Annotated in this window: 7 protein-coding genes and 1 pseudogene; all 8 read left to right on the top strand. The window is 37.1% G+C overall.

Going from position 1 to position 13,554, the window contains the following annotated elements:
• The first annotated feature begins 1,116 nt into the window (after positions 1-1,116).
• On the top strand, positions 1,117-3,066 hold the full coding sequence (locus ACY2RU_RS01070) for a beta strand repeat-containing protein (protein WP_490136552.1): 1,950 nt from the start codon (positions 1,117-1,119) through the stop codon (positions 3,064-3,066).
• Positions 3,067-3,821: 755 nt separating this feature from the next.
• Positions 3,822-6,143 carry a beta strand repeat-containing protein gene (locus ACY2RU_RS01065; RefSeq protein WP_490136551.1) on the top strand — a complete coding sequence of 774 codons (2,322 nt, stop codon included), beginning with the start codon at positions 3,822-3,824 and terminating at the stop codon, positions 6,141-6,143.
• Positions 6,144-7,206: 1,063 nt separating this feature from the next.
• On the top strand, positions 7,207-9,522 hold the full coding sequence (locus ACY2RU_RS01060; RefSeq protein WP_490136550.1) for a beta strand repeat-containing protein: 2,316 nt from the start codon (positions 7,207-7,209) through the stop codon (positions 9,520-9,522).
• Between the two features lie 146 nt (positions 9,523-9,668).
• On the top strand, positions 9,669-10,196 hold the full coding sequence (locus ACY2RU_RS01055) for a hypothetical protein (RefSeq protein ID WP_490136549.1): 528 nt from the start codon (positions 9,669-9,671) through the stop codon (positions 10,194-10,196).
• A gap of 8 nt (positions 10,197-10,204) precedes the next feature.
• Positions 10,205-10,969, top strand: coding sequence for a CsgE family curli-type amyloid fiber assembly protein (locus ACY2RU_RS01050; RefSeq protein WP_490136548.1), 765 nt, complete (start codon positions 10,205-10,207; stop codon positions 10,967-10,969).
• A gap of 9 nt (positions 10,970-10,978) precedes the next feature.
• A complete protein-coding gene (locus ACY2RU_RS01045; RefSeq protein ID WP_490136547.1) occupies positions 10,979-11,374 on the top strand; it encodes a curli assembly protein CsgF in 396 nt (131 codons plus the stop codon).
• A gap of 43 nt (positions 11,375-11,417) precedes the next feature.
• A complete protein-coding gene (locus ACY2RU_RS01040; RefSeq protein ID WP_490136546.1) occupies positions 11,418-12,809 on the top strand; it encodes a CsgG/HfaB family protein in 1,392 nt (463 codons plus the stop codon).
• Positions 12,809-13,072: pseudogene (locus tag ACY2RU_RS01035) on the top strand (carboxypeptidase-like regulatory domain-containing protein); the annotation flags it as partial. The gene ACY2RU_RS01040 and the pseudogene ACY2RU_RS01035, both read left to right, overlap by 1 nt.
• Positions 13,073-13,554 lie beyond the last annotated feature (482 nt).

Below are 13,554 nucleotides of genomic sequence, written 5' to 3'. Positions count from 1 at the left end.
ACCGGCAAAAGTAGGCTAATAACACGCTATGACCCTCTAATTGTCTATGGATCGGTTCCATTTCCGAAGAAATCCATAAACAATGAGGCCTAATTATGAGTGCTTAGACTTAGATTGGTAAAAATGTTAACATAAGATTAACACTTCATAATTATGCCGCTTTCTTGTATTTTATCGGCTTTTGTTTTGAGATTAACCTATAAGCCGTTCGAATTAAGTAAGTGTTTAGCTACATAATATACTCATATTTAGACATGTACGTATAAATACGTAGAAATAAAACAGAAAAAATTCTCATCTTTGAGTAAGGTATAGAATAACTAAGCAGGTTTAATTAGTCCGTTTATACAATGGATAGCGGCATTTCAAAAGGGTCTCATTCTTTTAAGCGCAGCTGCGCTCGTACTAAGCACAGTGATGTAAACAAATTTGGAAATGGTAACGGCTCTAATGTTAATCAAAACAACTAAGAGCAGTTTTATTTAGTAGTAGAATAATTAGATTAGAGGCGCGCCGTAAGGTGCGCCTCTTTTTTATCTCCACATTACTGACGGGAGCTTTGTATTTCCAACAGCATAATTGCCATTTTATATCTCTTATTGAAGTTTATTGAATTCATCATAAGAATTCTAGCAATGAACAGATTTTAGGATAAAATGCCGAAATCTGTTTTTTATAGGGTATTACGGGTAGGATTCCTCTTTCAAAAGATGCCCTTAAGCGGTGATAGATAACGTTTTATCGTCACGACGATTGTTAATTTTTTATTTAACAAAACATTAACATTCATAAAATAAACAGAGTTTGGTGCTTTTGGTCGATCATACTCTGCCATTTGGCTGAATAATTCAAAACCGTTGTAAGAAAAAATCTAATAAATTTTTGAAAAATAGGGGCGTACGTGTATGTACGTATTTTACAGAACAGGAAAGTAGTTGACATTTGATGTGTAAATAATTCAATTAACCAAGTTGCAATTTTACTTTGACTATATCTTTTTTAAACAAATTTGATAAGATGCGTACGTATTTAGATAGCTCTCCTTGTGTTGGTCCTATGACGTTAAACGCTACTTCAAACTCCATAATATTATTTTACTAACTAAATTTTATACTTATGAAAAAAGTGCTTTTAAGCGCAGCTGCGCTGATGTGTGGAACAGTAATGTTTGCGCAATTCAACAACTCAAATGTCAATCAGGTTGGCAACGGAAATGATTCCGATGTAGACCAAATAGGATTGATGAATGACTCAGATGTAGACCAACTAGGTAACAACAACGAAAGTGATGTATTACAGCTAGGTGCTACAAACGGATCTATTATGTTACAAGATGGTAACAGAAACGATTCAGATGTTCAGCAATTAGGTGATGATAACACATCTGATGTACTTCAAGATGGTAACAGAAACGAAAGTGATGTACACCAGGGTCTTACTGGTTTCAGTCCAGCAAATAACGACAACAATGCAGCTTCTGTAACGCAGGTTGGTAATAGAAACATTGCGCATATTGATCAATATGGAGATGCAGACGGATCAGATGATAACACTTCTGCTATTACGCAGACAGGTAATTCTAATGCTGCATATAATCTTCAAGAAGGAGATATGAATAACGCTACACAAGATCAATTGGGTGATAGAAACTATTCAGATGTAGATCAGTTAGGAGATAACAATGACGCCGACGAAGATCAAACCGGAGACCATAACTTTTCTAATACAGATCAAACAGGTGATGATAACGAGTCTGATATGACTCAAAATGGAGATTTTAACCGTTCTGTTGTTGATCAAGATGGAGATTTGAACAATAGTGATGTTGACCAGGATGGTAATGCTAACCGTTCCAATGTGGCTCAAATCGGCGACATGAACGAAAGTGATGTTCGTCAATTTGGTGACGATAACAACGCACTTACTGTACAAACAGGAGATATGAATGAAAGCGATACGGAGCAGGATGGTGACCGTAACAGATCTAGAGTATTTCAAACAGGAAATAGAAACAGAGCGGAAGTTTACCAAGGAGATGGTGCCTCTATCAATGATGATAACACGGCTTTAGTGCGTCAAACAGGTGATAGAAACAAAGGTTTCATTCAGCAGTACGGTGATCCAGACGGTATGGGTTCTGATAGAAACGAAGCAACTATGCGTCAAACAGGTGATCGAAATACTGGGTTTGCGTATCAACGAGGAGACGATAACGCCTCAGATACACGCCAAAACGGAGATTTAAACCGTTCTGGAGTTATTCAACGTGGAGATTTCAACACTTCAACCGAACTACAAGTGGGTGACTCTAATTTTAGCGATACCGATCAAATTGGTGACTATAACGTAAATGATATGACTCAAAGAGGTGATGATAACAGAAGTGATGTATTTCAACGTGGTGATACCAACTTCGCACTTTTATTATCTCGTGGAAATAACAATAATAGCGATGTAGATCAGGATGGTGATAATAACTCATCAGATACTGAACAACTTGGTGATTATAACGGTAGCTCTGTAAACCAATTAGGTGACAGAAACATTTCTACAGTTGCACAAGATGGAAACGCGAACAGCGCTACTTTGTTCCAAAGTGGAGATGACAACCAGTCGTATGTTAGTCAAATTGGAAACAACAATGGTTCAGGTACTACTCAAATAGGTGACTTGAACTATTCACAAGTAGACCAAATTGGTAACTTGAACATCAGTAGTGTTGGTCAAGTTGGTGATAACAACCTCTCTGTTGTGTATCAAGATGGAAATGCTAACAACAGTCAAGTTGGGCAAACGGGAGATGATAATATTCAAGCGACTATTCAATTGGGGAATACAAACTATAGCAATACCCAACAATTTGGTGATCGTAACCTTTCGCTTACAATTCAAGATGGTAATCAAAACTCAAGTGTTGTAAACCAAAATGGTTTTGAGCACGGTAGTCTTGTGTTACAACAAGGGAACAATAACCACAGTATTGTAGGTCAAACAGGAAACAACCAAACAAGTGTTGTTAGTCAAATAGGAAACAACAACAACTCAAATGTTTCACAGAGCAACTAATTAAAGATTAGTAGTGATTTGTTGACTATTTTAGTGAGGGAGGCGTATCGTAAGATGCGCCTCTTTTTTTTGAGATAAATTAGTTGGATTTGCTTCGGAAATCACAAGCTCGATGGTATTGCAGTATATAAAGGAAGTGATAGCGACCTTTGCGATCTAAACCAAGCAAGATTGTCAATGTCATATAAGATTGGTATTTCGGAACGTTTAGGCGAAATGCAACCGACAAGAATATGTTAGTTAGAGAGTAGCTTGTTATTAAATACCCCTGAGCATTTTAAAATTTCCGAAGTGATTATAAAAGAGTAACATACGGAAGAACAAATAGGCATGATCTGCTTTGGCCCTTTAATATAAGTTAGGATTTCTCCTTAAAAAGCACGGTTTATCGGAAGTAATAAACACTTCATCTTTGGTGTAAAAGAAGTAAATAATATTAACATAATATTAACATTTTGCTGTTTATCGATTTTTCGGTATTTCATCGAATTTTTAGATCATTTTAACTTCGAAATTTAAAAATCCTTGTAGGAAAGATACCACGCAAGACATTGAATAATAGTGAGGTACGTGTAAGTACGTAGATAAGCATGAAAAAAGTTATGCATCTTTGAAGTAGGAGAAAAAATAACTAACCAAGTTTCAATTCCCCTACATTTTATACAATTCATGCCAAAGCTTTAGACGGAACCGTGTTTAGGTAGCGTAGGGATTGTGCAGATATAAGAAAATTTTACTAACTAAATTTATTACTTATGAAAAAAGTATTATTAAGCGCAGCTGCGCTGATGTGTGGAACAGTAATGTTCGCGCAATTCAACAACTCAAATGTCAATCAGGTTGGCAACGGAAATGATTCCGATGTAGACCAATCAGGTTTCATGAATGACTCTGATGTAGACCAACTGGGTAACAACAACGAAAGTGATGTTTTACAGATAGGTGCTACAAACGGATCTATTATGTTACAAGATGGTAACAGAAACTATTCAGATGTTCAACAATTAGGTGATGATAACGCATCTGATGTACTTCAAGATGGTAACAGAAACGAAAGTGATGTACACCAAGGTTTTGATGGTTTAAGTACTGGTGATGACCGTAACGATGCTACGGTACGTCAAACAGGAAACCGTAACGATTCTCACATAGATCAGTATACTACGGGTGGTGACTCAGATGACAACACGTCAAGTGTTTCTCAAACGGGTGATCATAACAATGCTTACAATGGGCAACGTGGTGATGATAACAATTCTGATATTGACCAAACAGGAGATCGTAATGATTCTGATGTAAATCAAGAGGGAGATAATAACCACTCTGACGAAGATCAAACTGGAGATCGTAACCGTTCTGAAACAAATCAAACAGGTGACGATAACGAGTCTTATATGACTCAAACAGGTGACGACAACCGTTCTACGGTTGACCAAGATGGTGACGATAACGAAAGTGATGTTGATCAAGATGGTAACATGAATCGATCTGCTGTAACCCAAACAGGTGACGAAAACGAAAGTGATGTTGATCAAGTAGGTGACGATAACCGCTCTAGAGTTACTCAAACAGGTAATGAGAATGAAAGCGATGTTAGTCAGTTAGGTAATACTAATGATTCTAGAGTTACTCAAACAGGAGACGATAATGAATCTGAGGTACACCAAGGATTTAGTGGAGCTTCAATACATGATAACAACACTAGTGTTGTAACTCAAACAGGTGACGATAACTATTCTCACGTAGATCAATATACCATCAATGGTGACGTAACAGGATCTGATGATAACGACTCTAACGTACGTCAAGTAGGTGATAGTAACAGCGCTTATGTTCGTCAAAGAGGAGATTTTAACATTTCTGATCTTGATCAAGTAGGAGACGATAACGATTCTGATGTTACTCAAACAGGAGACAACAACAACTCAGACGAAAATCAAAGAGGTGATAATAACGACAGTGATACCGACCAATTAGGTGACGGTAACATAAGTGTGATGTCTCAAAGAGGTGATGATAATGAAAGTGACGTAAACCAAGTAGGTGATTCAAATGATTCTACAGTAGGGCAACGTGGATTAAGTAACGATTCTGATGTAGATCAATTTGGTGATAATAACATTAGTTTTGTAGAAGAGTTAGGAGATGATAACGAAGCTGATGTTTTACAAACAGGTGATCGTAACTATGCTCAAATATCACAAGGAATTTTAGGTCTTACTAGTCTAAATAATGATCGTAATGAGGCTTCTGTAACACAGACTGGAGATGATAACATTGGTGTAATTTTCCAATTATTTGATGCAGGTGGAGCAGATGACAATGACGCTGCTGTAACACAAACTGGAGACAGAAACGGAGCTCGTATTCAACAGTCGGGTGATGATAACACAGCAACTACAGATCAAGTAGGTGATGATAACATTAGTTTGACACTGCAAGTAGGTGACAACAATAATTCTGATGAGGACCAAACAGGTGACTTTAACGAAAGTGATACACAACAATTTGGAAACTTTAATGGTAGCTCTATGAACCAATTAGGAGACAGAAACATCTCTACTGTATACCAAGACGGTAATGCTAACACTGCTACATTGTTCTCAAATGGTGATGACAACCAGTCTTATGTTGCTCAAGTTGGAAACAACAACGGTTCAGGTACTACTCAAATTGGTGACCTTAACTTGTCTGAAGTTGACCAAAACGGTAACACTAACATTAGTAGTGTTGGTCAAGTTGGAGATTTTAACTATTCTGATGTAGATCAAGATGGTAACGCTAACAACAGCCAAGTTGGACAAACTGGAGATGATAACGTTTCAGGTGTATACCAAACAGGTAATACTAACTTTAGTAACACACAACAATTTGGTGACCGTAACTTTTCTATCGTAGATCAGCAAGGAAACCAAAACTCTAGTGTAGTAAACCAAAATGGTTTCGAGCACGATAGTGATGTACTACAAGTGGGTAACAACAACGGAAGTATTGTAGGCCAAACTGGTAACAACCAAACAAGTGTTGTAACTCAAATTGGTAACGGTAACGGCTCTAATGTTTCACAAAACAACTAAGAGGAGTTAGCACTTATTAGTAAAATAAGTATGTAAGAGGCGTGTCGCAAGATGCGCCTCTTTTTTATTTACTGTTTATACTACTTTTTCTGTATTTATCGAAAAGTAGCATGGCTTCCGTACAGAAAATAAACTCGCTAGGCGCTAAAGAATAATACATTTTATATTCTGCAATCATCCAACACCCACTTGCCGTTATTAGAAATAGCGAAGACGGGGCGCCCAGCACTTAACACCCAGCTTCCAACTATCGGCCTGTGTCTTCCTTTCTATCATCATCCCTTTTGTTACTTAGTCGTCGAAGACAAGATCCGGCATCTTTCTTCGGAAATCGCATGCTTATAAGTATTAAAGAAAAGAAGAATAGTGCGGGTGACCTTTGATATTTAGACCGAGTTGAAAGTGGTGTTTAAGAGGCCAGGTTTTATCTCGGAATTTTTAGAGCCATATATGTTAAATTATATTGAATAGATATTTGTCTAAGGAAAAGGCATCTTGTGATCTTGAAATTTCCAAGACATTTGCAAAATTCCTGATTATAAGCTAACTGTAACACGTACGGTCAATTTATAGCCATTTTTAGGTCATCTTTTTTTGTAAGAAACAGACTTCAAAATTGTATTAGGTTTAATAGTCTGTCATTTCCATCACGCATTATATCGGACATAGCTTAACGTTCGTCGAAACCCAAAAGTCTATAACTTATTTTAACATAATTTTAACATTTAATGAATTTATCTAAATTCGTGTATTTCATCGATACGAGACAGCAAATGGACGAAAAAATCACAATTTTAATGTAGGAAACGGCTTACTAATATTACTGAAAATCAGCTCTATACGTGTAAGTACGTACATCTGTTTCTAAAATAATTCGCAAATTTGATGTGTAGAAAATAAGCAACTAACCAAGTTTAAATTTTACTCTCCTTACGTTATTATCAATCACCCCAATGATTGCCTTATGAACTTGTTATTCCATGCTTAAATGGATATTAAAAAATGTAACAATTTGACTAATAACATATTAAAAATTTATTTTACTAACTAAATTTATATTAACATGAAAAAAGTGCTTTTAAGCGCAGCTGCGCTGATGTGTGGAACAGTAATGTTCGCGCAATTCAACAACTCAAACGTCAATCAGGTTGGCAGCGGAAACGATTCCGATGTAGACCAAATAGGATTGATGAATGACTCAGATGTAGACCAACTAGGTAACAACAACGAAAGTGATGTGTTACAGATAGGTGCTACAAACGGATCTATTATGTTACAAGATGGTAACAGAAACTATTCAGATGTTCAACAATTAGGTGATGATAACACATCTGATGTTCTTCAAGATGGTAACAGAAACGAAAGTGATGTACACCAAGGTTTTGATGGATTAAGTACTGGTGATGACCGTAACGACGCTACGGTACGTCAAACAGGAAACCGTAACGATTCTCACATTGATCAGTATACCACGGGTGGTGACTCAGATGACAACACGTCAAGTGTTTCTCAAACGGGTGATCATAACGATGCTTACAATGGGCAACGTGGTGATGATAACAATTCTGATATTGACCAAACAGGAGATCGTAACAGCTCTGATGTAAATCAAGAGGGAGACAATAATGACTCTGACGAAGATCAAACTGGAGATCGTAACCGTTCTGAAACGGATCAAACAGGTGATAATAACGAGTCTGATATGACTCAAAATGGTGATGACAACCGTTCTACTGTAAACCAGGATGGTGACTTGAATGATTCTGATACAGACCAAACAGGGAACGCTAACCGTTCTGCAGTTGATCAAATTGGTGATTCAAACGAAAGTAGTGTTTGGCAAGATGGTGATGACAACCGTTCAGATGTTGACCAAAATGGTAACATGAATGATAGTGAAGTTATCCAAACAGGTAGCCGTAACGCAGCACGTATTCTTCAGAATGGAAACAACAATGATGCTCAAGGGCACCAAGGTACTGTTGGTGGTGCTAACAATGATGATAACACGCTACGTATCAGACAAGATGGTAACGGTAACGATGGTCACGTAGATCAGCATTACAATATTGTTAGTTCTTCAAACAGAAACGATTCAGATATTCACCAAACAGGTGATGACAACGTTGCTTACAACTGGCAAGATGGTGATGATAACACATCTGCACAACGTCAAATTGGAGATGATAACGATTCAGATGTAGAACAACATGGTAACATGAACGATTCAGATGAATTCCAAAGAGGTGATGATAACGAGAGTGATACAGACCAGGATGGTGACAGTAACATGAACTTAATGGTTCAAAGAGGAAATTCAAACGTTAGTACTGTTGATCAAACGGGTGATGGTAACTCAGCAGACTTAGATGTTCGCGGAGACAATAACGACTCTGATGTTGACCAAGTAGGTGATACTAACATAAGCGATACTGACCAATTAGGTGATGACAACGAGTCTGATGTTTCTCAAACAGGAAATGATAACTCTGCGCAGTCATGGCAAGGTTGGACTGGTAACACGCCAGCAAACAATGACCGTAACAAGTCTTCTATTACTCAAAATGGAGATCGTAACGGAGCTGCTGTATTCCAATTATTTGATGGTGGTGGAGCAGATGATAATGATGGGGCTATTGTTCAAACAGGAGATGATAACATCGGTGTTATTCAGCAGTCTGGAGATGACAACTACTCAAGAACTGACCAAGTAGGTGATAACAACTATAGCCGTAACAACCAGTTTGGAGATCACAACAACTCTGATGAGGACCAGACAGGTGATGACAACCAGAGTCAAACAAATCAGATTGGAAACTATAACGGTTCTTCTATGAATCAGTTAGGTGACAGAAACATCTCTACTGTTTTACAGGATGGAAATGCAAACTCAGCTAGCTTATTCTCAAACGGTGATGACAACCAGTCTTATGTTGCTCAAGTTGGAAACAACAACGGTTCAGGTACTACTCAAATAGGTGACCTTAACTTATCTGAAGTTGATCAAAATGGTAACACTAACATTAGTAGTGTTGGTCAAGTTGGAGATTTCAACTATTCTGATGTAGATCAAGATGGTAATGCTAACAACAGCCAAGTTGGACAAACTGGAGATGATAACGTTTCAGGTGTTTATCAAACAGGTAATACTAACTATAGTAACACACAACAGTTTGGAGACCGTAACTTGTCTATCGTAGATCAGCAAGGAAACCAAAACTCTAGTGTAGTAAACCAAAACGGTTTCGAGCACGATAGTGACGTGTTGCAAATGGGTAACAACAACGGAAGTATTGTAGGCCAAACAGGTAACAACCAAACAAGTGTTGTAACTCAAATTGGTAACGGTAACAACTCGAATGTTTCTCAAAGTAACTAAGAGATTGTAAAGTTAATTAATAAGTATAAGGGCATCGAAAGATGCTCTTATACTTGTTTTTAAAAAGTCCATAATCGTAGTGGATTTTTTCAAGAAGTAAGAATCAGATTACCAAGAATGTAGTATCTTACATTAAATTTGAAACCATGAAAAAGTTTAATTATATTTTCTTATTGCTAGCACTTTTTTTAGGAAGTTTAACCGCTAGTATTGCTCAAACAACTACCGCAGGTAATGTCGATGCATTGCGTTTTCAAGACGCAGATACCCAATTAAATATTCTCTCCAATCAAAATAGTGCCATATATAATAAAACAATGCAATCTTCGGCACAACAAAATACGGTCTTTATCAGCCAGATAGGTGATAACAATACCATTTCTTCAGTGGTTAACTCCTCCAATACAGATATCAGCCTAGTGCAATTAGGCGATAATAATGGAATTTTTTCCAGCATAAAAGCATTATCCCTTGAACAAAATATTGTTCAAAATGGGAACAACAATACATTTACTAGTTCAAATTACTACATGACCAAAGAATACGATGTCCAGGTGTCTCAAAATGGTAATAATCAAAATCTCACCTTATTTGGGCAAAATTCTATTTCAGAAAAATTGAAAGTGAATATGCAAGGCGAAGGACAAACGGTTATCGTTCGAAACTTCAACTAATTCATAGCATGCCTTTTATTAAGATCTTTACATTTGTTACTTTGCTGTGCTTGGGAATACCAGCAGCAGCTCAGGGTTTTAATAGTGAAGTTGAAGCGAAAATTAATATTAATGAATCTGATAAAATCCTTGAAGTGGTTGCATCGGCCCGTAACAAGACCAATGTCAGTCAAACCCTACGCTTTGTGCTTTCTGTCAATCGAACAGATGTTGATGGCAATCAATCGAAAGAAGAGCAAAATGGTAGGTTTGTTTTAAATCCTTTGGAAAAAAAGAACCTTTCCAAAGTAACGGCGAGTATTCAAGGAGATGATAAAGTAATTATTTTATTGCTTATCTACGATCTCTACGATACTATTTTAGGAAAAGACCGATTGGTTTTTAATGATGAAGGAGACGATTATGTAAGTATTATTCAGAAAGAAGAACTCGCTGAGATTATCAATGATGTTGATGCGAAAGATATTGGAGTACTTCGTGGAATTGTGATCGAAGACACCAAGACCAAAGCAGGAAGAGATTTTTATAAAGCCTTTACGGATGGTTATAGAAACAATAATATTAATGGCGACAAAATTGTTACTGTAAAAGAGGTGCTCTCATTAGGGCGCAATACTAAAATTGAAGTTTTAGTTGCCGAACGTATAATTGTTGAATTTAATGTGAACCCGAGAAGCGATTTTTTACAGCAAATGGCAAATTTCTCATTACAACGAGTGGTTGCGCATTTTGAAAAATTGGAAAGAGAAAAGACGGTACAAGTACGATATTAATTGATCATTATGAAAACGATAATTACAATACTTATTTGTTTTATTGGTTGTACGGCCTTCGGGCAACAACTCACATATAAAGCTAAAAACCCAGCTTTTGGGGGAGACACTTTTAACTATACGTGGCTGCTTAATTCGGCTAATTCTCAGAACTCATTTACAGATCCCAATGCTAATGATGCAGATGAATCTAGTTTAGAAAGTTTTGCAGATGATCTTAACAGACAACTTTTAAGTCAGATCTCTCGTACCTTATTAAATACACAATTGGCAAATGGTCTGCAGCCAGGATCTTTTAATTTTGGTGATTTAGCACTTGAAATTTTTGAATCCGCAGAAGGCTTGGTCATAAATATTTTAGATACAAACACAGGAGAACAATCTCAAATTATTGTCCCTAATTGATTGGTTGCAAATGAATTTTATATATAGAATATTCTCGGCCACGATGGCACTTTTTTTATTAGCCGGTTGTGGTGCGTATTTCAATCAGCCGCTCAGTGAGCAGGATGCGCGAACTGGAGAACTAACGCCTAAAAGTACTGTTTTAAAGGAATTTCCACTACCGCAAGAACCTGTGGTGGTAGGGGTTTATAATTTTAAGGATCAAACGGGTCAATTTAAGCCAACTGAAAATGGAAGTACTTTTAGTACGGCTGTGTCACAAGGTGGAACAACCATGCTGATTAAGGCATTAGAGGATTCAAAATGGTTTACTCCCATTGAAAGAGAGAATCTACAAAATCTACTAAATGAGCGTAATATTATACGCCAAACACGAGATGACTACAGGAAAAATCAAAACCCTAATGAACCTACATTACCACCTTTACTCTATGCTGGGATTCTTCTGGAAGGCGGCGTTGTTTCGTATGATTCTAATATTTTAACTGGAGGAGTAGGAGCAAGGTACTTTGGTGTTGGGGGTTCTACTCAGTATAGACAAGACCGATTGACCATTTACCTACGAGCAGTCTCAACTTCAAGTGGTAAAATTTTAAAGACAGTATATGTTTCCAAAACCATTCTGTCTCAAGCGGTTGATGCAAGTCTATTTCGCTATGTAAATTTTCAGAGACTTCTTGAAGTAGAAACAGGCTTCACTAAAAATGAACCTGTACAACTTGCTATGAAAGATGCTATTGAAAAAGCTGTTGAATCTCTTATCGTTGAAGGGATTCAAGGCAATCTATGGAAAACAAAAGAGGGTAAAGAAAAGGATGATGAACTTGTAAAAGCTTATCTAGACGAAAAGGAGATGGAAGAATCACGCCTTTTATACGATAGAAAACAACTCGACAATAATTTTAAGAACTCGGTTTCTCTAACTGCCAGTACACCTCTTTTTAGTGGAGATTTGGAAAAGAAACGATTTGGCTATGGTGGAGGATTAGGCTATACAAGACAAGTAACCAATCACCTGCATATTGCAGCTAAAGGTACCTACCTCCAATTTGAAGGTGGGGAAACCTTTGAAGATAATTTTGCCGATATCAAACTGAATTTAGAAGGTGTAATTTTACCCTATGATGACTTCTCGCCTTATGTTTATGCAGGTCCAGGAGTGTTGATAAATTTTGATGAGCGCAATAATGGGAATCCAAATGTAGAACCTGCAATAACGTTGCAATACGGATTAGGGGTGCTTTTTAATTTTTCTGAAAGAATGGGCTTAAGAGCCTTTGCAGATCACAACCTAACCTTTACCGATAATATCGAAAAAGTGATCAATGGTAAAAGAGACGATTACTATTTCAATTTTGGATTGGGAATACATTTTAACTTTGAAAAGAAAAAAGATAATAGCATAGTCAAACAACTTGATAGAACTTTAGAATAATGAAAACTTTTAAAAAAATACTTGGCGTTTGTGCCATTCTGGCCCTTTGCTATTCTTGTTCCGAGGATCCCATTAGCCAAAACGGATTTGGTGATGTTACGGGAACGGTCGTACTCGCTGGAGATAATACGCCTTTAGCGAACGTTAAAATTACCACCAGCCCAGTTTCTAATACTGTCTTTACAAGTGAAGGCGGACTTTTTCTACTTAGAGATATACCTGCTGGAGAATATGCTATTCAAGCCGACTTGGATGGCTATATCACTAGCTTTGAAGCCGCAAATGTAATAGATGGTCGCGAAGTGAACGTGGTTTTTGAATTGGTTGAATCAACAGCTAACAACAGACCTCCAGAGGAACCTGTTTTAGATACCCCAGAGGACGGCGCTACCGATTTAGGATCAAGTATTGATTTTATTTGGTCTTCTACAGATCCAGATGATGATGATATTTTTTATACTCTGGAAGTAAGAAATACGGCAACCGATGAAATATTACTTATCGAGACAGAACAAGACACTATGGTTACTGTTGAAAACCTGCGTATAGGTACTACATATGTTTGGCAGGTTGAGGCTACAGATAATGTAAACGAACCTGTAAAAAGTGCTTTACGAACATTTAGCACCACAGGTGAAGGTACTAATCGATTTTTCTACGTGAGAAAAATTGGTGGAAATAATGTGATTTTTTCTGGAACAGATACTGACGAGGGTGATGGTAATGAGCTGATATTTAACGAAAA

This window comes from Ulvibacter sp. 2305UL32-6 (assembly GCF_058148545.1).
The sequence above is the reverse complement of the archived record's forward strand: the minus strand, read 5'-3'. Positions and strand labels throughout refer to the sequence as shown.

Coding starts and splice junctions, on each gene's coding strand:
- ACY2RU_RS01055 (WP_490136549.1), top strand. CDS start 9,669: ATGAAAAAGTTTAATTATATTTTCTTATTGCTAGCACTTTTTTTAGGA.
- ACY2RU_RS01065 (WP_490136551.1), top strand. CDS start 3,822: ATGAAAAAAGTATTATTAAGCGCAGCTGCGCTGATGTGTGGAACAGTA.
- ACY2RU_RS01070 (WP_490136552.1), top strand. CDS start 1,117: ATGAAAAAAGTGCTTTTAAGCGCAGCTGCGCTGATGTGTGGAACAGTA.
- ACY2RU_RS01040 (WP_490136546.1), top strand. CDS start 11,418: ATGGCACTTTTTTTATTAGCCGGTTGTGGTGCGTATTTCAATCAGCCG.
- ACY2RU_RS01045 (WP_490136547.1), top strand. CDS start 10,979: ATGAAAACGATAATTACAATACTTATTTGTTTTATTGGTTGTACGGCC.
- ACY2RU_RS01050 (WP_490136548.1), top strand. CDS start 10,205: ATGCCTTTTATTAAGATCTTTACATTTGTTACTTTGCTGTGCTTGGGA.
- ACY2RU_RS01060 (WP_490136550.1), top strand. CDS start 7,207: ATGAAAAAAGTGCTTTTAAGCGCAGCTGCGCTGATGTGTGGAACAGTA.